Source organism: Streptomyces sp. NPDC052701 (assembly GCF_040678355.1).
Taxonomy (GTDB): domain Bacteria; phylum Actinomycetota; class Actinomycetes; order Streptomycetales; family Streptomycetaceae; genus Streptomyces.
Genome location: NZ_JBFATO010000037.1, coordinates 52,770 through 77,097, shown reverse-complemented (window position 1 = coordinate 77,097; position 24,328 = coordinate 52,770). Strand labels below are relative to the sequence as shown.

18 protein-coding genes are annotated in these 24,328 nt (G+C 73.0%); 7 read left to right on the top strand and 11 right to left on the bottom strand.

Going from position 1 to position 24,328, the window contains the following annotated elements:
- Window positions 1-230: 230 nt before the first annotated feature.
- The 6 genes from AB0L29_RS29995 to AB0L29_RS29970 all read right to left on the bottom strand — a co-directional run bounded on the left by AB0L29_RS29995 (window position 231) and on the right by AB0L29_RS29970 (window position 8,546).
- Window positions 231-1,154, bottom strand: a complete 924-nt coding sequence (locus AB0L29_RS29995) for an LD-carboxypeptidase (RefSeq protein WP_365831482.1) — start codon at window positions 1,152-1,154, stop codon at window positions 231-233.
- On the bottom strand, window positions 1,151-3,103 hold the full coding sequence (locus AB0L29_RS29990) for a prolyl oligopeptidase family serine peptidase (RefSeq protein WP_365831480.1): 1,953 nt from the start codon (window positions 3,101-3,103) through the stop codon (window positions 1,151-1,153). Before AB0L29_RS29990 ends, AB0L29_RS29995 begins: the two co-directional genes overlap by 4 nt.
- A gap of 14 nt (window positions 3,104-3,117) precedes the next feature.
- Window positions 3,118-4,431, bottom strand: a complete 1,314-nt coding sequence (locus AB0L29_RS29985) for a M20/M25/M40 family metallo-hydrolase (protein ID WP_365831478.1) — start codon at window positions 4,429-4,431, stop codon at window positions 3,118-3,120.
- Complete coding sequence (locus tag AB0L29_RS29980) at window positions 4,424-5,257, bottom strand: M55 family metallopeptidase (RefSeq protein WP_365831476.1); 834 nt, start codon at window positions 5,255-5,257, stop codon at window positions 4,424-4,426. Before AB0L29_RS29980 ends, AB0L29_RS29985 begins: the two co-directional genes overlap by 8 nt.
- Window positions 5,258-5,545: 288 nt before the next feature.
- Window positions 5,546-7,939, bottom strand: a complete 2,394-nt coding sequence (locus AB0L29_RS29975) for an MFS transporter (protein ID WP_365831474.1) — start codon at window positions 7,937-7,939, stop codon at window positions 5,546-5,548.
- Between the two features lie 163 nt (window positions 7,940-8,102).
- A complete protein-coding gene (locus AB0L29_RS29970) occupies window positions 8,103-8,546 on the bottom strand; it encodes an SRPBCC family protein (protein ID WP_365831472.1) in 444 nt (147 codons plus the stop codon).
- Window positions 8,547-8,705: 159 nt separating this feature from the next.
- On the opposite strand from AB0L29_RS29970, the gene AB0L29_RS29965 reads away from it, so the two are divergent.
- Window positions 8,706-9,746 carry an Rv2578c family radical SAM protein gene (locus AB0L29_RS29965; RefSeq protein WP_365831470.1) on the top strand — a complete coding sequence of 347 codons (1,041 nt, stop codon included), beginning with the start codon at window positions 8,706-8,708 and terminating at the stop codon, window positions 9,744-9,746.
- 820 nt (window positions 9,747-10,566) lie between these two features.
- Here AB0L29_RS29965 and AB0L29_RS29960 read toward each other — a convergent pair.
- The 5 genes from AB0L29_RS29960 to AB0L29_RS29940 form a co-directional block, all read right to left on the bottom strand.
- A complete protein-coding gene (locus AB0L29_RS29960; protein WP_365831468.1) occupies window positions 10,567-12,237 on the bottom strand; it encodes a serine/threonine-protein kinase in 1,671 nt (556 codons plus the stop codon).
- Between the two features lie 13 nt (window positions 12,238-12,250).
- Window positions 12,251-13,651: a zinc ribbon domain-containing protein gene (locus AB0L29_RS29955; RefSeq protein WP_365831466.1), complete on the bottom strand. Its 1,401-nt coding sequence runs from the start codon at window positions 13,649-13,651 to the stop codon at window positions 12,251-12,253.
- A gap of 414 nt (window positions 13,652-14,065) precedes the next feature.
- Complete coding sequence (locus AB0L29_RS29950; protein ID WP_365831464.1) at window positions 14,066-14,350, bottom strand: hypothetical protein; 285 nt, start codon at window positions 14,348-14,350, stop codon at window positions 14,066-14,068.
- 37 nt (window positions 14,351-14,387) lie between these two features.
- Window positions 14,388-14,546, bottom strand: a complete 159-nt coding sequence (locus AB0L29_RS29945) for a hypothetical protein (RefSeq protein WP_365831462.1) — start codon at window positions 14,544-14,546, stop codon at window positions 14,388-14,390.
- Between the two features lie 731 nt (window positions 14,547-15,277).
- Window positions 15,278-15,853, bottom strand: coding sequence for an adenylosuccinate lyase (locus AB0L29_RS29940; RefSeq protein ID WP_365831460.1), 576 nt, complete (start codon window positions 15,851-15,853; stop codon window positions 15,278-15,280).
- Between the two features lie 403 nt (window positions 15,854-16,256).
- Between AB0L29_RS29940 and AB0L29_RS29935 the strand changes: the two genes are divergently transcribed.
- The 6 genes from AB0L29_RS29935 to AB0L29_RS29910 all read left to right on the top strand — a co-directional run bounded on the left by AB0L29_RS29935 (window position 16,257) and on the right by AB0L29_RS29910 (window position 24,328).
- Window positions 16,257-18,062, top strand: a complete 1,806-nt coding sequence (locus AB0L29_RS29935; protein ID WP_365831458.1) for a 3-hydroxyacyl-CoA dehydrogenase family protein — start codon at window positions 16,257-16,259, stop codon at window positions 18,060-18,062.
- Window positions 18,063-18,222: 160 nt separating this feature from the next.
- Window positions 18,223-19,032, top strand: coding sequence for a TetR family transcriptional regulator (locus AB0L29_RS29930; RefSeq protein WP_365831456.1), 810 nt, complete (start codon window positions 18,223-18,225; stop codon window positions 19,030-19,032).
- A gap of 379 nt (window positions 19,033-19,411) precedes the next feature.
- Window positions 19,412-20,755, top strand: coding sequence for a crotonyl-CoA carboxylase/reductase (gene ccrA, locus AB0L29_RS29925; protein ID WP_365831454.1), 1,344 nt, complete (start codon window positions 19,412-19,414; stop codon window positions 20,753-20,755).
- Between the two features lie 11 nt (window positions 20,756-20,766).
- A complete protein-coding gene (locus AB0L29_RS29920; RefSeq protein ID WP_365831452.1) occupies window positions 20,767-22,794 on the top strand; it encodes a protein meaA in 2,028 nt (675 codons plus the stop codon).
- A complete protein-coding gene (locus AB0L29_RS29915; protein ID WP_365831450.1) occupies window positions 22,791-23,756 on the top strand; it encodes a CoA ester lyase in 966 nt (321 codons plus the stop codon). Before AB0L29_RS29920 ends, AB0L29_RS29915 begins: the two co-directional genes overlap by 4 nt.
- Before the next feature lie 5 nt (window positions 23,757-23,761).
- Window positions 23,762-24,328 (top strand): MaoC family dehydratase, encoded by a 567-nt coding sequence (locus AB0L29_RS29910; RefSeq protein WP_365831448.1) that lies wholly within the window; start codon window positions 23,762-23,764, stop codon window positions 24,326-24,328.

The window sequence follows — 24,328 nt, the reverse complement described above, 5'->3', positions numbered from 1 at the left end:
TAGGGCCTGTCGTCGAACTCCCGTCGTCCGCCCGGAGGGCGGGCCCCGCGGCGTCGGGTGCGTGCTCTCGGCGTGCCGGGCGCGGGCCCTCGTACCGGATGTACTCGGGTCCGCGCCCGGTGCGGCGAGAGGGCGTGCAGGGCGTCGCGGGGCAGACGGGAGTTCGACGACAGGCCCGAGGGCCCGGCGGCCCAGCCGGCCGGGGTCCGGGCGGGCCGTCGCGGCCGGGCTCAGCGCAGCGCGGGCTCGTCGAGGGTCAGGGTGCCCGCTTCGGCGTCCAGTTCGGCCGCCACCCCGAAGGGGAGGGTGAGCGCCCCGTCGCAGTGCCCGAAGCCGAACTCCTCCGCGACGGGCACGCCGAGGTGGCCGAGCCGGTCGGCGAGCAGCGCGCGCACCCGCTCGTACGGACCGCACCGCGCCCACGAGCCCAGCAGAATGCCGCGGACCCCGTCGAGCCGGCCGGCGCGCAGCAGTTGGGTGAGGCAGCGGTCGAGCCGGTAGGTCTCCTCGCCCACGTCCTCCAGGCACAGCAGCCCGCCGGCGGCGGAGGGCCGGGCGTGCGGGGTGCCCAGGTCGGCGGCGAGCAGGCTCAGGCAGCCGCCGAGTGTGACGCCCCGTGCCCGGCCCGGGACCAGGGCGGTGGCGCCCGAGGCGATGACGCGGACCGTCTCCGGGGCGAAGAGGGTGGCCTTCAGGTGTTCCTGGGCGCGCGCTTCCTTGAGGAAGTCGACGCCGGCCGCCATCGGGCCGTGCAGCGTCACCAGGCCCAGCCGTGTCGCGAAGGCCTCGTGCAGCGCGGTGATGTCGCTGAACCCGGCGAACACCTTCGGCCCCGCCGCCCGCATCGCCTCCCAGTCGAGCAGGTCGACGACGCGCTGGGCGCCGTACCCGCCGCGGGCGCACAGCACCGCGTCGACGGACGGGTCGCACCAGGCGCTCTGCAGGTCGGCGGCCCGGTCGGCGTCCGAGCCCGCCAGGTAGCCGAACTCGGCGTGCCGGTCCAGGACGTGGGGCCCCACCACGGGGTCGAGGTCCCAGCCGCGCAGCACGTCGAGCCCGGCCTGCAACCGTTCCTCGGGCACCGGCCCGCTGGGCGCGACCACCGCGACCCGGGCGCCGGGCGCGAGCCGGGACGGCCTCAGCAGGGGCTTCACCTGACCAGCTCCAGGGTGGGGACGCCCGGCGGGTTGAGGCCGAACACCTGGGCGTACAGCGACAGTTCGGCCTCCAGGGCGCGGACCATGGTCTCGGCGCGCCGGAAGCCGTGCCCCTCGCCCTCGAAGGTGAGGTACGCGTGCGGCACCCGCCGGCCCGCGAGCCGGGCCAGGAACCGCTCGCACTGCACGGGCGGGCAGATCACGTCGTCCAGGCCCTGCAGCATCAAGAAGGGCACGGTCAGCCGGTCGGCGTGCGTGGCGGGCGAGCGTTCGGCGTACCGCGCCGGGACCTCGGCGAGCGGTCCGATCAGGGTCTCCAGGTACTGCGACTCGAAGTCGTGGGTCTCCCCCGAGCCCCATCCGGTCAGGTCGAGGACGGGGTACTTGATGGTGCCGCAGGCGTAGACGTCGGTCGTCGTCAGGGAGGCGGCGGCCGTCCAGCCGCCCGCGCTGCCGCCCCGGACGGCGAGCCGGCCGCGGTCGGCGGTGCCCTCGGCGGCCAGCGCCTCGGCGACGGCGGCGCAGTCCTCGACGTCGACCACGCCCCACTGCTCGCGCAGCCGGTTGCGGTACTCGCGGCCGTAGCCGGTGGAGCCGCCGTAGTCGACCTCGGCGACGCCGATGCCGCGCGAGGTGAAGTAGGCGATCTCCAGGTCGAGCACGAGCGGCGCCCGGCTGGTGGGCCCGCCGTGCGCCCAGACGACGTAGGGCGGCAGTTCGTCGCCGGGCGCGACGCAGCCGGGGTGGTGCGGCGGGTAGACGTGGGCGTGGATCTCGCGGCCGTCCGGGCCGGTGAAGGTGCGTATCCGGGGCTCGGGGTAGTAGGCGGGGTCCACCGCGTCGTCGTGCTCGGCGCCGATCACCCGCGCGCGCCCGGTCCGGGTGTTCAGCTCGACCACCTCGTACGCGCTGCGCGGGCTGGCGCCGACGGCGACGACCCGCTCGCCGTCCGCCGCGAGCGTGGGGGCGAACTCGGTCCAGGGGCCCGCCGCGTCGACGACCTCCCCGGTCTCCGGGTCCAGGATCCCGAGGCCGGTCGCCCCGCGTCCGTGCACGACGGCGACGAGCCCGTTGTCCAGCGGGGCGAACCAGCGCAGCCCGATCTTCCACAGCGGTCCGCCGAACTCCTCCTCGCGGGGGCACAGCGGCTCGCCGTCGCGGTAGAGGTTCCACCAGCCCGTGCGGTCGCTCACGTACAGCAGACGGCCGTCGGCCGCCCAGTCGGCCTGGGCCACGGACTCCTCCGGCCCGCCCGCCGCGGTCCGCGCCCCGCGCAGGGTGCCGTCGTCGCCGACCTCGGCCACGACCAGTTCGGTGCCGTCCCAGGGCATGCGCGGGTGGTCCCAGGCGAGCCAGGCCGCGCGCCGTCCGTCGGGCGAGAGTCTCGGCCCGGTCACGAACCGGTGCGCGGCGCCGGTGAGTTCGCGCACGGCGTCCCGGTCCTGCGCGGCCGAGCCGTCCAGCGGGACGGCGGCCAGGACGCGCCGTACGTCGGTGGGCCCGTCGCCGGTGAACTCCTCCAGCACGCACCACACCTCGCCCAGTTCCGGCCTGAGCACCGGGTCCGCCCAGCGCAGCCCGCCGCCCACCGGGGACACCGGGGTCAGCGGGCGCGGCTCGCCGCCCGGCGTGTACCGGTACAGCCGCTGGTCGGTGAAGTGCGCGAACACCACCAGCGGCGCCCCGTCGGCCACGGTCCCGGCCCAGGGCGCTCCGCCGTACTCCACGACCCGGGTGCGCACGTTCCACGGCGCGGGCAGCACCGGCTCCTCCGTCCCGTCGGCGCGCCGGCGCACCAGCGCGCGCCGCCCGCCCTCGGCGGGCCGCGGCTCGGTCCACCACACCTCGTCGCCGACGAAGCCCACGAACTCGGGGTGCCCGTCGTGCGCGGCGGCCAGGGCCGCGTCGATCGGCGAGGGCCACGCCCCGTACGGCAGGGTCTGCACGTCTCCCCCTTTCCCTAGGCCGAGCGCAGGAACCGGTCGAGCACCCGGACGCCGAAGTGCAGCGCCTCCACGGGCACCCGCTCGTCCACGCCGTGGAAGAGGGTCCCGTAGTCGAAGCCCTCCGGCAGCTTCAGCGGCGCGAACCCGTAACCGGTGATCCCCAGGCGTGAGAACTGCTTGGCGTCGGTGCCGCCGGACATGCAGTACGGCACCACGTGCCCCTCGGGGGCGAACTCCTGGACGGCCGCCCGCATCCTGGCGAACGTCACCGAGTCCACGGGCGCCTGGAGGGCCACCTCGCGGTGGAGGAACTCCCATTCCACGTCCGGTCCGGTGAGCCGGTCGAGGGTCGCGCGGAACTCGTCCTCGCAGCCGGCCAGGAACCGGCCGTCCACGTAGGCCACGGCCTCCCCCGGGATCACGTTGACCTTGTAACCGGCGTCCAGCATGGTCGGGTTGGCGCTGTTGCGGACGGTGGCCTCGACGAGCTGTGCGGCGGTGCCGAGCTTGTCCAGCAGCGCGTCGACGGCGGTCAGGTCCGGGTCGACGCCGTGGAGCGCGGCGAGTTCGGTGAGCGCGGCGCGCACGGTCGGGGTCAGCCGCAGCGGCCACTCGTGCTCGCCGATCCGGGTGACGGCGGCGGCGAGCCGTGTCACCGCGTTGTCCCGGTTGACCTTGGAGCCGTGCCCGGCCCGCCCGCGCGCGGTGAGCTTCAGCCAGGCGGTGCCGCGCTCGCCGGCGGCGATCGGGTAGATCTGGCGCCCGCTTCCGTCGTGGAAGGTGAAGGCGCCCGACTCGCCGACGCCCTCGGTGCAGCCCTCGAACAGCCCGGCGTGCCGGTCGGCGAGGAATCCGGAGCCGTCCTCGGCGCTGGCCTCCTCGTCCGCGGTGAACGCGATCACGACGTCCCGGCGGGGCTTGAGGCCCTGGCGGGCCCAGGCCCGCACCACGGCGAGGATCATGGCGTCCATGTTCTTCATGTCGACCGCGCCGCGCCCCCAGACGACGCCGTCGCGGATCTCGCCGGAGAACGGGTGCACGCTCCAGTCCGCGGCCTCGGCGGGCACCACGTCCAGGTGACCGTGCAGGAGCAGCGCGTCGGCCGAGGGGTCGCTGCCCTCGACGCGGGCGACGACGTTGGTCCGCCCCTCGGTGCGTTCCAGCAGCACCGGCTCCAGGCCCGCGCCGGCCAGCAGTTCGGCGGCGTACTCGGCGGCGGGCCGCTCCCGGCAGTCGCCGCCGCCGCGGTTGGTGGTGTCGATCCGGATGAGGTCGGAGGTGAATCTCACGACCTCGTCCAGCGCCTGCGCGTCCATGTGCTCAGCCATACTGCTCCTCCACCGCGGCCGAGACGATCGTCGTGACCGCCTTGAAGGCACGGATCGCCTGGTACATCGTGTCGCTCGTGTACGCCACCTTGCGTTCCCCGGTCCGGTCCACGCCCGGCACGACGGTGGCGGCCATCGCCAGGTGCTCGGCGTCGAACTCGACGGCGACGGTGAACGGGCCGGCGTGCAGGGGCGGCCGGCGGACCGCCAGGGCCGCCGCCTCCTTCGCCGCCGCCCGGATGTCGGCGGCGGTCCTGGCCGGCGTCCGGCACACGGCCGCGTACCGCGACACATGGTCCTTGACCGCCACCTTCAGCGCCTCGGGAGCGTACCCGAGCGCGTCCTCGCAGGCCACGTCGTCACCGGTCACCAGCACCACCGGCACGCCGTACTCCGCGACGACGTGCGCGTTGAGCAGTCCCTCGCTGGCCCGTACGCCGTTCAGCCACACCCCGGTGATGGAGTTGGCGAGGTAGGTGTGGGCGAGGACGCCCTCCATGCCGGCGCCCGCGTGGTAGCCGACGAACGCGACACCGTCCACGTCGCCGTGCTGCACGCCCTCCACCATGGACAGCGCCTTGTGCCGGCCGGTGAGCATCTGCGCCCGCTCGTCCAGCCGCTCCAGCAGCAGGTTGCGCATGGTCCAGTGCGCCTCGTTGACGAGGACCTCGTCGGCGCCGCCGTCGAGGAAGCCCAGCACGGCCGCGTTGACGTCCGAGGTGAACATCGCCCGGCACCGCTCCCACTGCGGCGTCCCCGGCAGTACGTCGGCCGGCCAGGTCACGCCGGTGGCGCCCTCCATGTCGGCGCTGATGAGGATCTTCATGCCCCGCCACGTTACGCGCCGGGAGGACGACCGGCTACGCGGCGCAGCCCCCCGGTTCGGAACGGGGCGCGGGCCGCGCCGGCCGGGGGTGCCGCGGTCCCGGCTCCCTGACGGCCCGTCAGCCCGTGCGGTCCGCCGCGCACCGTTTCGGCGGCGGTTCCACCGGCGTGCCGCCGGGGCCGTGCCCGGGGGGCGGCGAGGGGGACGCCGCCGCCCGCCGGAACCGGGGGAACGGCCGTGCCGGCGGGCGCGCACGGGTGCGGGTGAGGGTCCCGCGCGGCGGTCGTGTCAGCCCTCGTGCCCGAGGTGCAGGTCCCGCTCGGTGCGCCCCCCGCCGGCCACCTGGAGCACGGTGGCGACCGGCGGGTAGCCCGCGGCGATGACGGTGTACTCGCCGGAGGACAGGTCGACGAACCGGAAGGTCCCGTCGGGGCCGGTGGTGAGGGTGTCGACGACGTTGCCCGCCGCGTCCAGCAGGGTCACGCGGGCGTCCTCGACGGCCCGTCCGCCGCCGGCCCGTACGGTTCCGCGCAGCAGGGCGCCGCCGGCGAGTTCGATGTCCTGGCGGGTCTCCCGGGCGGCCTGGACGGTGACGGGCAGCGCGGCCGGGCGGAAGGCGGGCGCGCCGGCGGCGAGGGTGTACTCGCCGGCCACCAGTTCGGTGATGGCGTAGCCGCCCTCCCGGCCGCTGCGGGTGGTGGCCACCACCTCGCCGTGCACGTTGGTGAGCGTGACGGTGGCGTCCCGCACGGGCGTGCCGTCGGCGGTGACCACGGTGCCCACGAGGTGCCCGGCGCCGCCGAGGACGATGTCCAGTTCGACGGGGCGCTCGCCGACGGTCACGGAGACCGCCTGCGGCTGGTGGCCGCCCGCCGCCGCGATCAGGACGTACGCCCCCGGGCCGGGCGTGGCCAGCGCGTAGCGCCCGTCCTCGCCGCTCGCGCCCCGACCGGTCTGCTGCCCGGTGACGTCGATCAGCGTGAGCGCGGCGCGTGGGACGACGGTCCCGTCGGGGTGCTGGACGGTGCCGCAGACGGGGATCCCGGCGGCGTGGGAGGAACGCTGCGGGAGCGGGGCGCGCGGCGGCGGCGCGGTCTTTGTCCCGGTGGCGGGGGCGTGGTGGGACACCAGGGGTCTCTCCTTGAGGAAGAAGGCGGTGAGCAGGCCGAGGAGGAGCACCGGCACCAGGTACAGGAAGACGCGCGGCATGGCGTCGGCGTAGGCCCGGACGTAGCCGTCGCGCAGTGCCGGCGGCAGCGCGTGCACGAGCCGCGGGGTGATCGACCCGGCGTCGGGGAGCCCGGCGGCACCGGTGCGCGCCGGGAGGCGTTCGCCGAGCGCGTCGGCGAGCCGGCCGGCGAAGAGGGCGCCGAAGGCGGCCGCGCCGACGCTGCCGCCCAGCTGCCGGAAGTAGTTGCCGGCGCCGGTGGCGGTGCCGAGGTCGGCGGGGCGTACGGAGTTCTGCACGGCGAGGACCAGCACCGGCATCACCAGGCCGATGCCGGTGCCGAGGACGGCCGTCCAGATGCCGTAGTGCAGCCGGGGGGTGTCCGCCTCCAGGCGGGACAGCAGCCCCGTGCCGGTGACGCAGAGGGCTGCGCCGAGGACCGGGTACGCCTTGTAGCGGCCGGTGCGGCTGATGAGCTGTCCGGCGACGACCGAGGCGCCGACGATGCCGCCCGTCATGGGCAGCATCAGCAGCCCGGACTCGGTGGCGGAGGCGCCGTGGGCCATCTGCAGGTAGGCCGGCAGGTAGCCGGCGGCGCCGTACAGGGCGACGCCGGTGACGAGGCCCACCAGGGCGGTGACGTTGAAGACGGGGTCCTTGAACAGCCGCAGCGGGACGAGGGGGTCGGCGGAGGCGCGCTCGGCGAGCAGGAAGAGGACGGCGGCGGCCGCCGCGCCCGCGCCGAGGCCGAGGACGACGCGCGAGTCCCAGGCGTACGCGGTGCCGCCCCAGCCGGCCAGCAGGACCAGGCAGGTGGAGAGCGCGGCGAGCAGCAGGCAGCCGGGCAGGTCCGGGCGGGGCCGGGCCGCCGGCCTGGGCGGTTTCGGGACGAGGGTGACGACGGCGAGGGTGAGCAGGCCGAGGGGCACGTTGACGTGGAAGCACCACCGCCAGGAGAGGTGGTCGGTGAGGTAGCCGCCGAGCAGCGGGCCGGCCACGGACGCGAGCCCGAAGGCGGCGCCGGCCAGGCCCATGAAGCGGCCGTGCCGCCGGGGCGGCACGATGTCGGTGATGACCGCCTGGACGCCGACGAGGAGGCCCCCGGCGCCGGCGCCCTGCAGGGCGCGGAAGGCGATCAGCTGGTCCATGGTCCGGGCCCGCCCGGCGAGCGCGGATCCGGCGACGAAGACGACGATCGCGAACTGGAAGACGCCCTTGCGCCCGAGCAGGTCGCCGAGCTTGCCGTAGACCGGCAGCCCGACGGTGGAGGTGAGCAGGTAGGCGGTGATCGCCCAGGGCATCCTGTCCAGGCCGTGCAGCTCGCCGGCCATCTCCGGGAGCGCGGCGGCGACGGTCATCTGCTCCAGGGCGGCGAGCAGCAGCGCCGGCATCAGTCCCGCGAAGACGAGCCGCGCACGGCCCGGGCTCAGCGGGACGGCCGGTCCCCGGGACGGGACGGTGGCCTGCGGGGGCGCCTCGGCCGGTTCGCCGTGCACCGCAGTGATCCCGCCCACGTACCGCTCCCCTCGTCGCACCACCGCACGATTACGCGCAAACCCCGCGTAAAGCGACAACTACCGGCGAGCGCGACGAGTTACGTGGTATCGCCGACCGGTCCGGAGATCCACCCGAACCGGTGACGAGGCCAACACCCTTGAGAGGCTTGCCTTTTGGGGATTACTTCTCGACCTCGGCGGCCAGCTTGGCGAGCACCGCGTCGTAGATGCGGGCCAGCCCCTTGGGCGCGAAGGTCCTCTCGAAGAAGCCGCCGATGCCGCCCGCACCCTTCCAGGTGGTGGTCACGACGACCCGGGACCTGCCCTCGCCGGCCGGGGTGACCCGCCAGGTGGTGACCATCGAGGAGTTGCGGTCCTTCTCGACCAGTTCGCCGTCGGTGGGCTCCTCGACCTCCAGGAGGCAGTCGCGCACGCGCTTGCTGGTGGCCTGGAGCTTCCAGTGGACGAGGGTGCCCTCGCCGTCGCCGCCCTCACGGACCTCGTACTCGCTGAACTGCTCGGGCAGCAGCTTCGCGCGCGTGCCGCCGTAGTCGGCGAGGGCGTCGAACACCGTCTCCGGGTCCGCCGCGACGATCCGCTCCGTAGTGGCCTCGACCTGCGCCATCGGGTTCCTCCAGGAGGTGGGTTCTCGGGGTCGGGGCACAGCCAACCACCCCGGTCCCCGGCCCCCCAAATCGGGGTGTCCGAACCCGATCGAAAACGTACTCGCACGATCACCTGAACATATGTTCTATTCTGTGGGCGGTGCTACCGAGGAGGCCTCATGCGCTGGGAGAACCTCACCGCGGACTCCGGCCACGAGCGGGCGGGCGACGCCGCGCTGTTCGGCGCGGACGCGGTCGTCAGCCGTACGTTCGACGCGCCCGAGTTCCGCGGCGTCACCTTCCACGAGGTGCGGGCCCGCTCGATCCTCAACCGGGTGCCGGGCGCCTCGCGCATGCCCTTCGAGTGGACGGTCAACCCCTACCGGGGCTGCACGCACGCGTGCGTGTACTGCTTCGCGCGCAGGACGCACAGCCACCTGGACCTCGACACGGGCCTCGGCTTCGACACCCAGATCGTGGTCAAGGTGAACGCGCCCGAGCTGCTGCGCCGCCAGCTCGCCTCCCCGCGCTGGCGGGGCGAGCACATCGCCATGGGCACGAACGTCGACTGCTACCAGCGCGCGGAGGGCCGGTACCGGCTGATGCCGGGCATCATCGGGGCCCTGCGCGACCGCGCGAACCCCTTCTCGATCCTGACCAAGGGGACGCTGATCCTGCGCGACCTGGACCTGCTCCGGCAGGCCGCGGAGGTGACCGACGTCGGGATCTGCGTCTCGGTCGGCTTCACCGACACCGGGCTGTGGCGCACCGTCGAGCCGGGCGCGCCCGCGCCGGAACGCCGCCTGGAGGTCGTGCGGGCCCTCACCGAGCACGGCGTCGGCTGCGGGGTCCTGATGGCGCCGGTGATCCCGTTCCTGAGCGACCACCCGGCCCAACTGCGGGCGACCGTGCGGGCGATCGCCGCCTCCGGCGCCACGTCCGTGACCCCGCTGGTGCTGCACCTGCGGCCCGGGGCGCGCGAGTGGTTCACGGCCTGGCTCGGGCGGCACCATCCGCACCTGGTGGGCCGCTACGAGCGGCTGTACGCCGAGGGCGCCTACGCCCCGAGGTGGTACCAGCGCCGCATCACCCGTCAGGTCCACGAACTGGCCGAGGAGTACGGCATCGGGCCCACCCGCGCACAGGCGCCGCCACGGATCCGGCCGGCCGGACCGGCCCGCCCCGAGGCGACCGGACCGGTTCAACTCTCTTTCCTCTAGGAGCATTCGAGCGCATACCGCGACCCGACCGGGTCGCGGTCCGACGGAAAACGTTCTGCCGAGAACGCTTCCCGGGACGGTGCGGCGAGGACCGTGGACCCCGCGGCCCGCGGCCCCCCCCCCGTCCCGGGAGGACCCATGAGAACACGCGCGGCCGCGCTGTGCGGCGCCGCCGCCGCGGCCGGGACCCTCACGGCCGTTCCCGCCGAGGCGGGCTCACCGCGTCCCGCGGACACCGCACCGGCCGCGGGACCCGCCTGGAGGAAGTGCGGCGCCGAGAACGGTCCGGGACTCCGGTGCGCGTCCCTGAAGGTCCCGCTCGACCCCGCGCGCAGCGGGCGCCGGCGAGCCGGCCCTGGACTGCGCACCGGGCCACCTCGCCCCGGCGCGCCCGGACTCCCTGCTGGCGGCGCCCGCCGTCGAGCGGGCCGGCCTCGCCCGCGCCGAGTCCTTCGCCGCCGCCCGTGCCGAGAAGCACGCGGACGTCCTGCCCCGCATCGGCACGATCAGCGCCGCGAAGGACATGGACCCGATGCGGCGGGCGCTCGGCACGCAGAAGGCCGACCACTTCAGCCACTCGTACGGCACCTGCCTGGACGCCGTCCGCGCCGGGCTGTCCGCGTCCTGCGCCGCCGACGACCTCGCCGGGCGTCGAGGGCAACCGGGGCGTGGCCGCGCAGGCCACGGGGACATCCTCGGCGCGGCCAGGGGACGCGCCAGAGGTGCGGCCCGCGACTGCGGCCGTCTCCGGGCCGGGCTTCACGGATGGCCGCGGACCGGGGACCGGAAGGCAGGCCGGCCACCCCTCCGGTGATGGACTTCAGGCCTCGGGCAGCTGGACGGTGTCGCGCACCCGGGTGAAGGTCTCGTCCTGCGCTGCCATGCGCTCGGGCAGGGCGAAGAAGACCACGTGGGCTGTGCCGCTGGGGACGCTGAGCAGGTAGTAGGTGTAGGCAATCCGGTCCGGCGGGCCTGTGCCGTTGGGATTGGCCAGTGCCCCGTCCAGTCGCCAGCCGTTGACGCCGTCGACGCGGGCGGGCACCGGGTCGCCGAGAGGTGCCTGGCGGAATGCGGGGATCGCGCTGATCGCGTCGGCTGCCTGAGCGGGTGTGGTCAGCTTCAACGGCTCCTTCGTGTAGCGGAGCATCACTCCTGCGAGGTTGGCCGGGGAATCGTCGGCCACCTTCCCGGCGCGCTGCCACTGCTCCTTGTCGCCGTCGGTGAAGACGCCGACGAGATGGTCGGGGGTACCTGCGTACATCACCGCACCGGTTGCCGGATGGTGGGCCCAGTCCGGGGGGTGTTCGAGCCGGAAGGGGGCTGCCTGGTCTCCTGTGTCGATCCAGGAGCTGTCGGACCGGAGGGTGAACACCGCGGCGACCACGCCGGCCAGGAGGACGATCAGGGCGGCGAGCAGCACCGGTACACGCCGCGGGGGGCGGGTGCGGGGCACGTGCGGCCGGGCCGGTTGTCGCCGGGGACGTCGTTCCCCGGCTCCGGTGCCCTGGTCCGGCTCGGTCCGTTTCGGCACCGGTCGGGTGTGCGGGACGGTCGGTGACGGCGTGCGCGGCCCGGTACCGGACGTCCGGTACCTCGTCATCGGCGGCGAGCCGCGGAGCACCTGCCGCAGCTCATCGATGACCGCTCGACACGATGGCTGGCGCTCCTCCGGATCGGGTGCCATCGCGCGGTTCAGCACCGTGTCCACGCCTTCAGGGAGATCGTCCCTGAAGGCGGACACCTTCGGTCTGGCCGCGAACATGTGAGCCCACAAAGTGGCCGCGTCGTCGTCGCGGGCGAAAGGCACCTCGCCGGTGAGCGCCTGGAACATGACGCACCCCAACGAGTAGACGTCCGTCCGACCGTCGAGGGCGTGGCCGGCGATCTGTTCCGGGGAGACGTACGCGATCGTGCCGAGGAAGTGACCGGTGGTGGTGAAGCCGGTGAGGCTCGTTGAACGTTTGGTCAGCCCGAAGTCCGTCAGGTAGACGTGCCGCGCGGCGGTCGGCTCGTCGGCGCCGGAGAGGAGGATGTTGCCGGGTTTGACGTCCCGGTGCACCAGGCCGACACCGTGCGCGGCGTCCAGTGCGCCTGCGGCCTGAGTGAACAGGGGCATCGCTTCGGCCACCGTCAGTCGACCGGGCCCCCCGGAGATCTCGGCTCGCCGCTTCAGCAGCCGTTCCAGGTCTTCCCCGTCGACGTAACGCATCGCGATGTAGAGCACGCCCTCGGCTTCCCCCGCACCGTAGATCGGCAGGATGTTGGGATGATCGACCGAGGCCGCCAGTTCCGACTCCCGGACGAAGCGGGCCCGGAAGTTCGCGTGGGAGGTGAGTTCGGGCGCGAGCAGTTTCAGGGCGACCGGCCGTCCCAGGGACAGATCTCGGGCCAGGTACACGACGGCCATACCGCCGCGAGCGATGTAGGACTCGATGCGGTAACCGGCCAGCTGCTCACCGGGTTCCAGTGTGATGCGCGGTTGGGTGGGCATTTCGGTCGGGTCCTCAGGAGCCGTGGAAGGCGGTGCCGCAGGAGAAGCAGAAGCGATCGCCCGGGGACAGGAGGGCGCCGCAGTTTCCGCAGTAGGTGCCCTGGCCGGTCGGCGGCTCGTCGGCACCCGGCGCACGTGGCTCCGGCCGGCCGGGAGCGCGGCGCTCGTGGTTCTCGGGGGCCGGGGGTTTCGTCACTGTGGGCGGTGGACGTCGCCCGGGTGCGGATCGACCGATCCGCGTGGCAGAGTTCCTGGTGGTGGGCGCACCTTCCGGGTCGCTCCCGTCGGCAGGCCCCTGCGGGCGGCGCCTGCGCACGAGCAGTGCTGCGCCCGCCGCCGCCAGGACCGCCAGCCCGGCGAGTGGTCCGATCAGAGCCCAGTTGGTGCCGCTGCCGGCAGCGGAGCGGCCGGTGTGCGCGTCGGCCTCGTCGCTCATGTCGTTGGGCTTGCCCGTGTTGTCGTGCGCCGCCTTGTGGTACTGGACGGCCATCGCCCCCTGCCCGGTGTCGTCAGCGGCGCTGTGCAGCCACGGCGCGGCGTGGCGGTACTCGTGTTTGGCGTACAGCGCCAGCCCGTTGGCCAGGCTGGAGTCTCCTGGGCCGCGTTCGGCCTGTACACCGCTCTTGTCGAGCGCCGCGGTGATCCGGGCGGGCGGCAAGATGTCCACCCCGCGGTCGGTGGGGCTCAGCATGCCGGTCACGGCGCCACGGTCGTTGACGAACACCGAGCCGGGCATCCCGGAACCCAGTTGGTTTCGCAGCTTGTCGATGTCCTGGGCGGAGACGCCTCCTTGGCGGTCGTAACGACCTTGCGTGCTGGCCGGCTCCGCCGTTGCCGTGGGCCTGGTGGGCCAGCCGACGGACGTCCATGTCGCGTCGGCCTGCTCGTCCGGTGCGAGCGCGACCGTGGCTGTCTTGTCCGGGGCGGCGGCGGAGAGCACCGCCACTCCGCCCGAGGCGGACATGAGGGTGGCCTTCAGGACCCTGGACTTCTCGGCCGCGGTGTAGGGGTGCACCCTGATCTCGGGCGTGATGAAGACGGCGCATTCCGCCCGGGGGTCGTTGGGCTCGTAGCAGCTGTTGACGGCCGTGTCGAGTCTTGGATCGTCGGGCACGCGGACACGCCCGAACGGGTCCTTGGGCAGGGGCACTCCAGCGGCCCGGTGCCATGCCTGGTTCACCGCATAGATGGTGACCCGTTCCCGGTTCAGTTCGACGGCTTCGGCGGAGGTGACCAGGACCCCGCTCGGATGGACGAAGACGCCCGTGCCGCCTGCGGTGGTATCGATGACCGAGGTGAAGTGGTACTGACGCATCGTGTCCCAGTGCACAGCGACATCCACGTGCGCCGCGACCTCGACGCGGGCGACGGCGTCCGCCGCGTAGTCCTGCGGCGGAATCCTGTCCGGCCGCATGGTGGCGTGCCCGCCGGGCGTATGGGGGGTCGGCGACCGCGCCGGATTGTCGGGGGATCCGTGCGGCAAGGGCTCCGTGGGCCGATCAGGATCAGTGCCGGGAGGCATCGAATGCTCTTCGGACGCCGGCGGCGGACTCGGGGCGTCGGCGGGAGCTGCCGGCCACGCCGCACCCGCGTAGGCATTCCCTCCGAGGACCAACAGGAGAACGACAAGCGCTTGGGCCACCGGACGGCATCGAGTCCGTCGGAGGTGGGATGATGCGGCGGTCATCGCGGACTCCGCTCGTGCGCCTTTCTCGTCCGGTCGTGCCGTTGAGGTCGTACACCTCCACGCTGGACCCGGATTCGACCAGGGTCAAGGGGAGTGGGTCCGGTGATCGGCGACGGCGCACGGCGTCGGGCTCGGGCCGCCTCAGCAGCCGCAACACGACGACCCGCAGGTGATCGCGATCAGCGTCGGCATCGCCGCGTTGGCCCACCACCGGGCGCCCGTCTGCTGCCACAGGGGGTCTGGTGCCGCCTGGTCCCGGCGGTTGAACGGCGGCACCAGGAGGGGACAGCCCGATGGCCACGGCCTCCGTGCCGGCCCTCCAGGGGCCGGCACGGGCCAGGCGAGCCGCTCGACGAGCGGCTCGCCGGAGATCGGGGAGAGGATGCCGGTGGAGACGACCTGGACGACGCAGGACATCACCGGCAAGGCATGGTCTTCTCGGCCGGTCTCGCCGGCGCGGAGATCACCACCGGTCGCACGTCTTCGACGCGAAGCCGGGAAGCACGACGGCGATCGTCAGCTCGACGACGGGTGCGCTTTTGGGGATCAGTCCCCCGGCGGGCAGCTCCCGCGGGGCGAAGCCGATGAAACAAATGATCAGAGCCTGGAGGGTGCTGATCACCCCTGGCACCACGGCCTCGCAGACGGGGTGCGCGGAGCGTGACAGCCTGGTCGCCCGTTCGCGTTCGCAGATCACCCGTTCCTCGATCAGCTTCCGGGCGGTGGCAAGGCACGGCGGCCTCATCGCCGTGGTGTGCAGTGGGTGCCGCTGGTCGAGAGATCGGGCCGGTCGGCAGTTACCTGCGGGATCGGATGCTGGGCGACGTCAGTCCGCTGACACGCCGCAGCCCGGTCGAGGCCCGTGCCACGTACCGGCGAGGGCGACTGCGGCCGAAGGTGCCGATTCGTCAGCCGCCGGCACTCCCCGATCAGCAACGGGACGAACCGTTCGCACAGACGGGGTGCGCGCCGGACCGGGCGCTGCTGTCCTGCTACGTCTCCTTCCGGAGCCCGTGCCTGCGAGCTGCTCGGCGTGTTCCGCGTGGGTCATCGGAGTAGACGTTGGCTACAGCGGTCTGGCGAGCGGACTTCAGGAGGCCCTGGGCATCGCCTTCTTCGTCGCGGTCCTGGTCTTCGCTGCCGGGATCCCCGTCACCGGAATGCGCCGGCGCGGTCGGCGACTGCGCCGCGAAGCCCCGCAGTGAAACGTGAGCTCCCGGGGTGCGAAGGCAGCGCAGCCGGACGTGTGCACGGGGCAGGAGGCGATGTAGCACCAGATCTCGTCCGGTCGGCTGACGCTGCGGCGGGTGGTCACCCCGTGCCGGCGGCCGGCCGGCGCCGAGGGGTGGACGCTCACCGCTGCTTCGGAATCCGCGCCAGCGCCCGCACCGCCGCCTCCGCGAGCGCCGGATGCGCCAGGGCCTCGTCCAGGACGGGCCGGGCCCGGGCGTCGCCGAGCGCGCCCAGTCCCTCCACGCAGGCGAGGGCCACGCGGCGGTAGGGGTCGTGCGGGCGCAGCCGCCGCCGCAGCGTGGTGATCAGGGCGGGCACGGCCTCCGGGGCGCGCAGCTCGACCAGGAGGCGCACCGGGTGCAGGGCGTAGGCGACGCGGAGTTCGTTGGTGGCGAGGGCGGCGGCGGCGCGGGCGGTGCGCGGGTCGCCGAGCCGGGCGAGGGCGTACGCGGCGGAGGCGCAGCGCGGCGGGTCACGGTGGTTCAGCAGCAGCACCAGGGACTCGAACGCCCGCCGGTCCCCCGCGAGCCCCAGCCGGAACGCGGCCAGCTCCCGGGCCCACAGCGGCTGTCCGGGCTCGGTGAGCACCGCGGCCAGCGCGTCGGGGTCGTCGGTCGCCAGGAGGCGGTCGTACGCCGCCGACCCGCCCGACTCGGCCCGTAAGCGCTCCGTGAGCGATCGCACCTCTTCGTCCATGACTGAAGAGATTAAGGGGCGCCGCGGATCCCACAGGACGTACGTCACAAACACGAGGGCTGGCGCGCTCGTTACCCGCCAGTTAAGCTCAGACGAGCGGGTTACCCACCCGCACACCCTCGCGGCGGTCTGGTGACGCGGCCGTCGTGCGGGGCACCTCCCACCCCCTCGGGGCGGTGGGCAAGTCGGTTCGGTACATGCAGGTACCGCAGGACGACCCGGCCTCGGGACAGGGCCGGTCGCAGCCGCCGCTCGCCGGGCGTGTGCACGCCCGTGAGCCGACGGCACCGGGCGTGTGCGTTCGACAGCCCGGCCAACACCCGCACTCGTGCACGCACCCGGTGCGCCGCTCGGCGCACCCGGGCGCGTTTCCCGTCGTCACCCTCATTCCTGGAGTCCCGCGATGGCCACTCCCCTGTCCGACTCTTCCCTGTCCCCGCTGCGCACCATCGCCGTGGTCGGCCTCGGCACCATGGGCACCGGCATCACCGAGGTCCTCGCCAGGGCCGGCCGCGACGTGGTCGGCATCGACGTCGGCGGGGCCCAGACCGCCAGGTGCGTCGCCGCCCTGGAGTCCTCCACCGCCCGCGCCGTCGAGCGCGGCCGCCTCACCGGGCGGGAGCGCGCCGACGCCCTCGCCCGGGTCCGCACCTCCACCGACCTGCGCGACGCCGCCGACGCCGACCTGGTCATCGAGGTGGCCCCGGAGTCGTACGAGGTCAAGCAGCAGATCTTCCGGGAGCTGGACGGCATCGTGCGGCCCGGGACGATCCTGGCGACCGGCACCAACGCCCTGTCCGTCACCCGGCTCGCCGCCGACTCGGCACGCCCCGAGCGGGTCCTGGGCATGCACTTCTTCAACCCGGCCCCGGCGATGCGGCTGGTCGAGATCGTCTCCTCGGTGCTCACCGCCCCCGCGGCCGTCGCGGCGGTCACCGACCTCGCCCTCGACCTCGGCAAGGAGCCCGTCGCGGTCGGCGACCGGCCCGGATTCGTCGCCGACGGGCTGCTGTTCGGCTACCTCAACCAGGCCGCCGCGATGTACGAGGCGAAGTACGCCTCCCGCGAGGACATCGACGCCGCGATGCGGCTCGGCTGCGGCCTGCCCATGGGGCCGCTGGCGCTGCTCGACCTGGTCGGCATCGACACCGCGCGCACGGTCCTGGAGGCCATGTACGCCCAGTCCCGGGACCGTCTGCACGCGCCCGCCCCGATCCTCGGGCAGCTCAGCGAGGCGGGCCTGACCGGCCGCAAGGCGGGGCGCGGCTTCTACACGTACGAGGCGCCCGGCAGCGGCACCGTCGTGCGGGACGCCCTGACCCCGCCGGAGGGCGGCGCCCCGGCCCCCGGCCGGCCCGTCCGCTCGGTCGGCGTCGCCGGCTCGGGCACCATGGCCTGCGGCATCGCCGAGGTCTTCGCCAAGGCCGGCTACCAGGTCGTCCTCGCCGCCCGCACCGAGGAGAAGGCGCGGGCCGCCAGGGCCCGGATCGGCGCGTCGCTCGCGCGCTCCGTCGACAGGGGCCGCATGACGGCGCAGGCCGCCGCCGGGATCCTGGAGCGGATCACCCCGGCCGGCGCGTACGACGACTTCGCCGGCGTCGACCTGGCCGTGGAGGCGGTCGCGGAGGACCTGGAGGTCAAGCGGCAGCTGTTCGCCACGCTGGACAAGGTCTGCAGGCCGGGCGCGGTCCTGGCCACCACCACCTCCTCGCTCCCGGTCGTCGCCTGCGCCCGCGCCACCTCGCGCCCGCAGGACGTGATCGGCATGCACTTCTTCAACCCGGCCCCGGCGATGAAGCTGGTCGAGGTCGTGCGGACGGTGCTGACGGCCGACGACGTCCACGCGACGGTCCGCGAGGTCTGCGGCCGGATCCGCAAGCACGCCGTCGACTGCGGCGACCGGGCCGGCTTCATCGTCAACGCCCTGCTGTTCCCGTACCTCAACAACGCGGTCAAGATGGTGCAGGAGCACTACGCGTCCCCGGACGAGATCGACGCGGCGATGAAGCTGGGCGGCGGCTACCCGATGGGCCCGTTCGAGCTGCTGGACGTCGTCGGGCTCGACGTCTCGCTCGCCATCGAGAAGGTCCTGCACCGCGAGTTCCGCGACCCGGGGCTCGCCCCGGCCCCGCTCCTGGAGCATCTGGTGGCCGCGGGCTGCCTCGGCCGCAAGACCGGCCGCGGCTTCCGCGAACATGCCAAGCGCTGAGCGCCCCGGCGACCGGTTCCACGCCGGCGGGGAGTGGGGCGGGCTGCTCGACCCGGGCGGCCGTCCCCCGCCGGCGCCGCCGTGCGCTCCCCCGCCCTCCCGGGGCGGGGGAAACCCCGTGCAGGCGCACCGAGCTGCGCACATGCAGTACGTTCGGGTCATGTCCCAGCCCGCCAAGTCCGCACGTACACCAGCTACGACCGACGCGCCGGAAAGCGCCGCAGGCAGTCGCGCCGCCGCCCAGCGGCTCAAGATGCGCCGGGAACTGGCGGCCGCCGCGATGGAACTGTTCGCGACCAAGGGGTACGAGGCCACCACCGTCGACGAGATCGCGGCAGCGGCCGGCGTCGCACGCCGCACCTTCTTCCGCCACTTCCGCTCCAAGGAAGAGGCCATCTTCCCCGACCACGACGACACGCTGGTCCGCGCCGAGGCGGTGCTCAACGCCGCGCCCGCGCACGAGCATCCGCTCGACACGGTGTGCCGCGGCATCAAGGAAGTCATGAGGATGTACGCGGCCCGGCCGGAGATCTCGGTGGCCCGCTACAAGCTGACGCGCGAGGTGCCCACCCTGCGCGAGGCCGAGATCGCCTCGGTGGCCCGCTACGAGCGCCTGTTCACCCGCTACCTGCTCGGCCACTTCGACGAGCACGCGCACGACGACGACGCCAACGACGACCCGCTGCTGGCCGAGGTCGCCGCCTCCGCCGTCGTCACCGCCCACAACCACGTCCTGCGGCGCTGGCTGCGGGCGGGCGGCCAGGGCGACGTGGAGGCCCAGCTCGACCACGCCTTCGCCATCGTCCGCAAGACCTTCGGTTCGGGCATCATGGCGGGCCGTACCGCGCCGCCGAGGCCGCCGGCGGCCTCGGCCTCGGCGCAGGGAGAGGTGCTGGTGACCGTCGCCCGCGTCGACGCCCCCCTGGACGAGGTCATGCGGACCATCGAACAAGCGCTCAAGGAGCGCTGAGCATCCGATCACCCCGTGACGACGGCCACCCGCCCGGGTGGCCGTTTTGGCATGTCAGGGCCCTTTTTCGTCCGGCTTCACAGGCCCGTTCGATCGATCATCGCTCATTTGTTGCGTAAAGATTTCATCTGAGAGCATTTTCTGGCACTCAGTGCCTTGCCACCTGACACGCGGTGTCATACGTTGAAGGAGTCCGGGCGACTGTCCCGGCGGGCCAGGAGCCCGCGCGTCCCGGACGCCTGCGTCACAGGCACCCTCCCGCGCCGACAAAGCGCTGCCGAAGCACCACCGCCGAACCGACGGCGCCCCCGACCCTCAGCAGCACCGACGTAACCCTCAGCACCCCTCCCTCAGGGTGCTCACCGCCGGAGGCAACACCGTGACCGTCAAGGACATCCTGGCCGCCATCCAGTCGCCCGACTCCACCCCGGCCGACTTCGCCGCCCTGCCGCTCCCCGAGTCGTACCGCGCGATCACCGTGCACAAGGACGAGACGGAGATGTTCGCGGGCATGCCCACCCGCGACAAGGACCCGCGCAAGTCGCTGCACCTGGACGAGGTCCCGGTGCCCGAACTCGGCCCGGGCGAGGCCCTGGTGGCCGTCATGGCCTCCTCGGTCAACTACAACTCGGTGTGGACCTCGATCTTCGAGCCGGTGCCGACCTTCGCCTTCCTGGAGCGCTACGGCAGGCTCTCGCCGCTCACCGCGCGCCACGACCTGCCGTACCACATCATCGGCTCCGACCTCGCGGGCGTCGTGCTGCGCACCGGACCCGGCGTCAACGCCTGGCGGCCGGGCGACGAGGTGGTGGCCCACTGCCTGTCCGTCGAGCTGGAGTCCCCCGACGGCCACGGCGACACCATGCTCGACCCCGAGCAGCGCATCTGGGGCTTCGAGACCAACTTCGGCGGCCTGGCCGAGATCGCCCTGGTCAAGTCCAACCAGCTGATGCCCAAGCCGGGGCACCTGACCTGGGAGGAGGCCGCGGCCCCCGGCCTGGTCAACTCCACCGCCTACCGGCAGCTCGTCTCCCGCAACGGCGCGGCGATGAAGCAGGGCGACAACGTCCTGATCTGGGGCGCGAGCGGCGGCCTCGGCTCCTACGCCACCCAGTTCGCCCTCGCCGGCGGCGCCACCCCGGTCTGCGTCGTCTCCTCGCCGGAGAAGGCCGAGATCTGCCGGAGGATGGGCGCCGAGCTGATCATCGACCGCAACGCCGAGGACTACCGGTTCTGGAAGGACGAGCACACCCAGGACCCCAAGGAGTGGAAGCGCTTCGGCAAGCGCATCCGCGAACTCACCGGCGGCGAGGACATCGACATCGTCTTCGAGCACCCCGGCCGCGAGACCTTCGGCGCCTCGGTCTACGTCACCCGCAAGGGCGGCACCATCACCACCTGCGCCTCCACCTCGGGCTACATGCACCAGTACGACAACCGCTACCTGTGGATGTCCCTGAAGCGGATCATCGGCTCGCACTTCGCCAACTACCGCGAGGCCTACGAGGCCAACCGCCTCATCGCCAAGGGCAGGATCCACCCGACGCTCTCCCGGGTGTACTCCCTGGAGGAGACCGGCCAGGCCGCCCACGACGTCCACCGCAACGCCCACCAGGGCAAGGTCGGCGTGCTGTGCCTGGCCCCCGAGGAGGGCCTCGGCGTGCGCGACGAGGAGATGCGCGCCCGGCACGTCGACGCCATCAACCGCTTCCGGAACGTCTGAGAGGCCCGTGCATGAGCGAGCGTCAGAAGGACCGGCCGTGGCTGATGCGCACGTACGCCGGTCACTCCACGGCCGAGGCGTCCAACGAGCTGTACCGGCGCAACCTCGCCAAGGGGCAGACGGGTCTGTCGGTGGCCTTCGACCTGCCGACGCAGACCGGCTACGACCCCGACCACGTCCTCGCCCGCGGCGAGGTCGGCCGGGTCGGGGTGCCCGTCGCGCACCTCGGTGACATGCGCCGGCTGTTCCAGGACATCCCCCTGGAGCAGATGAACACCTCGATGACCATCAACGCCACGGCCATGTGGCTGCTGGCGCTCTACCAGGTCGTCGCGGAGGAGCAGGGCGCGGACATCACCGAGCTCCAGGGCACGACCCAGAACGACATCGTCAAGGAGTACCTGTCCCGCGGCACGCACGTCTTCCCGCCGGGGCCGTCGCTCCGCCTGACGACGGACATGATCGCGTACACGGTCTCCCACATGCCGAAGTGGAACCCGATCAACATCTGCAGCTACCACCTGCAGGAGGCGGGCGCCACGCCGGTGCAGGAGATCGCGTACGCGATGTCCACCGCGATCGCCGTGCTCGACGCGGTCCGTGACTCCGGGCAGGTGCCGCAGGAGCGCATGGGCGACGTCGTCGGCCGCATCTCCTTCTTCGTCAACGCGGGGGTCCGCTTCATCGAGGAGATGTGCAAGATGCGCGCCTTCGGCCGCATCTGGGACGAGATCACCCGCGAGCGGTACGGCATCGAGAACCCCAAGCACCGCCGCTTCCGCTACGGCGTCCAGGTCAACTCCCTCGGCCTGACCGAGGCGCAGCCGGAGAACAACGTCCAGCGGATCGTGCTGGAGATGCTGGCCGTCACCCTCTCCAAGGACGCCCGTGCCCGCGCCGTGCAGCTGCCCGCCTGGAACGAGGCCCTGGGCCTGCCCCGGCCCTGGGACCAGCAGTGGTCGCTGCGCATCCAGCAGGTCCTCGCCTACGAGAGCGACCTGCTGGAGTACGAGGACGTCTTCGAGGGCTCGAAGGTGGTCGAGGCGAAGGTGGGGGAGCTGGTCGAGGCGGCGCTCGCCGAGATCGGCCGCATCCAGGAGATGGGCGGCGCGATGGCCGCCGTCGAGTCCGGCTACCTCAAGTCGCAGCTGGTCGCCTCGCACGCCGAGCGCCGGGCCCGGATCGAGTCGGGCCGGGAGAAGATCGTCGGCGTCAACATCTTCGAGTCGACCGAGCCGAACCCGCTGACGGCCGACCTGGACACCGCCGTCCAGACCGTCGACCCGGCGGTCGAGGCCCGCGTCGTCGCCTCGCTCCGGCACTGGCGCGACACCCGCTACCAGCCGCCCTTCAACCACCCGCGCCCGTGCAAGGCGCTGGAGAGGCTGAAGGAGGCCGCGCGCGGCACGGACAACCTCATGGAGGCCACCCTGGAGTGCGCCCGCGCCGGGGTCACCACCGGCGAGTGGGCCGGGGCGCTGCGCGAGGTGTTCGGCGAGTTCCGCGCGCCGACGGGCGTGTCGTCGGCGCCGGTGGCGGTCCCCGCCGAGGAGGGCTCCCGGCTCGCCGAGGTGCGCCGCAAGGTGGAGGCGACCGCCCGCGACCTCGGGGTGGGCAAGCTGCGCTTCCTGGTCGGCAAGCCGGGCCTGGACGGCCACTCCAACGGCGCGGAGCAGATCGCGGTCCGCGCGCGCGACGCCGGCTTCGAGGTGGTCTACCAGGGCATCCGGCTCACCCCGGAGCAGATCGTGGACGCCGCCCTCGCCGAGGACGTGCACGCGGTCGGCCTGTCGGTCCTCTCCGGTTCGCACGCCCAGCTGGTGCCGGACGTGCTGGAGCGGCTGCGTGTGGCCGGTGCCACAGACATACCGGTGATCGCGGGTGGCATCATCCCCAGCGGTGACGCCGAACAGCTCAGGACAGCCGGAGTGGCCGCGGTCTTCACCCCGAAGGACTTCGACATCACCGGAATCATCGGCCGCATCGTCGACGAGATCCGGCACGCGAACAAGCTCGACCCCCTGGAGGTCCCCGCATGACCACGCCCGTCAACCGTCTGCGTCCGCGGCGCTCCTGCCTCGCGGTCCCCGGAAGCAACCCCCGCTTCCTGGAGAAGGCGCAGGGCCTCCCGGCGGACCAGGTCTTCCTCGACCTGGAGGACGCGTGCGCGCCGCTCGCCAAGCCCGAGGCGCGGCACACCGTCGTCAAGTTCCTCAACGAGGGCGACTGGACGGGCAAGACGCGGGTCGTGCGCGTCAACGACTGGACGACCGAGTGGACGTACCGCGACGTCGTCACGGTCGTCGAGGGCGCGGGCCCGAACCTGGACTGCATCATGCTGCCGAAGGTGCAGAACGCCCAGCAGGTCGTCGCGCTGGACCTCCTCCTGACCCAGATCGAGAAGACCATGGGCTTCGAGGTCGGCCGGATCGGCATCGAGGCGCAGATCGAGAACGCGCAGGGCCTGAACAACGTCAACGAGATCGCGCAGGCCTCCCCGCGCATCGAGACGATCATCTTCGGCCCGGCCGACTTCATGGCGTCGATCAACATGAAGTCCCTCGTCGTGGGCGAGCAGCCGCCCGGCTACCCGGCGGACGCCTACCACTACATCCTGATGAAGATCCTGATGGCCGCCCGCGCCAACGACCTCCAGGCGATCGACGGCCCCTACCTGCAGATCCGCAACGTCGACGGCTTCCGCGAGGTCGCCGGCCGCGCCGCCGCGCTCGGCTTCGACGGCAAGTGGGTGCTGCACCCCGGCCAGGTGGACGCGGCCAACGAGGTGTTCTCGCCCTCGCAGGAGGACTACGACCACGCCGAGCTGATCCTGGACGCGTACGAGTACTACACGTCCGAGGCGGGCGGCAAGAAGGGCTCCGCGATGCTCGGCGACGAGATGATCGACGAGGCCAGCCGGAAGATGGCCCTGGTCATCGCGGGCAAGGGACGCGCCGCCGGCATGCGTCGTACCAGCACGTTCGAGATCCCGGAGGCGTGACGGCCATGCAGTTCGGACGTACGTACGAGGAGTTCGAGGTCGGGGCGACGTACAAGCACTGGCCGGGCAAGACGGTCACGGAGTACGACGACCACCTGTTCTGCCTCCTCACCATGAACCACCACCCGCTCCACATGGACGCCCATTACGCCGAGCGGACGACGGACTTCGGCAGGAACGTCGTGGTCGGGAACTACATCTACTCCCTGCTGCTCGGCATGTCCGTGCCGGACGTGTCCGGCAAGGCGATCGCCAACCTGGAGATCGAGTCGCTCAGGCACGTGGCGCCGACCTTCCACGGCGACACGGTCTACGGCGAGACGACCGTGCTCGACAAGTGGCCGTCGAAGTCGAAGAACGACCGCGGCATCGTCCACGTCGAGACCAGGGGCTACAAGCAGGACGGCACGCTGGTGTGCGTCTTCCGCCGCAAGGTGATGGTGCCGACCGAGACGTACATCAAGGAGCGCGGCGGCGAGCAGCCGGGCCGCCCGTCCGTCTCCCCTCCCCCTCGAACGGCTCCCGCTCGGGACGACGCCCCCGGTTCCGAGCCGAAGCAGCAGGAGAAGTAG

Bases quoted from the DNA above. Each gene is read 5' to 3' on its own strand.
- AB0L29_RS29965 (WP_365831470.1), top strand. From the start codon at position 8,706: ATGCGCTGGGAGAACCTCACCGCGGACTCCGGCCACGAGCGGGCGGGC.
- AB0L29_RS29930 (WP_365831456.1), top strand. From the start codon at position 18,223: ATGTCCCAGCCCGCCAAGTCCGCACGTACACCAGCTACGACCGACGCG.
- AB0L29_RS29955 (WP_365831466.1), bottom strand. From the start codon at position 13,651: ATGCGGCCGGACAGGATTCCGCCGCAGGACTACGCGGCGGACGCCGTC.
- AB0L29_RS29980 (WP_365831476.1), bottom strand. From the start codon at position 5,257: ATGAAGATCCTCATCAGCGCCGACATGGAGGGCGCCACCGGCGTGACC.
- AB0L29_RS29960 (WP_365831468.1), bottom strand. From the start codon at position 12,237: ATGCCCACCCAACCGCGCATCACACTGGAACCCGGTGAGCAGCTGGCC.
- AB0L29_RS29970 (WP_365831472.1), bottom strand. From the start codon at position 8,546: ATGGCGCAGGTCGAGGCCACTACGGAGCGGATCGTCGCGGCGGACCCG.
- AB0L29_RS29935 (WP_365831458.1), top strand. From the start codon at position 16,257: ATGGCCACTCCCCTGTCCGACTCTTCCCTGTCCCCGCTGCGCACCATC.
- AB0L29_RS29940 (WP_365831460.1), bottom strand. From the start codon at position 15,853: ATGGACGAAGAGGTGCGATCGCTCACGGAGCGCTTACGGGCCGAGTCG.
- AB0L29_RS29910 (WP_365831448.1), top strand. From the start codon at position 23,762: ATGCAGTTCGGACGTACGTACGAGGAGTTCGAGGTCGGGGCGACGTAC.
- AB0L29_RS29915 (WP_365831450.1), top strand. From the start codon at position 22,791: ATGACCACGCCCGTCAACCGTCTGCGTCCGCGGCGCTCCTGCCTCGCG.
- AB0L29_RS29920 (WP_365831452.1), top strand. From the start codon at position 20,767: ATGAGCGAGCGTCAGAAGGACCGGCCGTGGCTGATGCGCACGTACGCC.
- AB0L29_RS29985 (WP_365831478.1), bottom strand. From the start codon at position 4,431: ATGGCTGAGCACATGGACGCGCAGGCGCTGGACGAGGTCGTGAGATTC.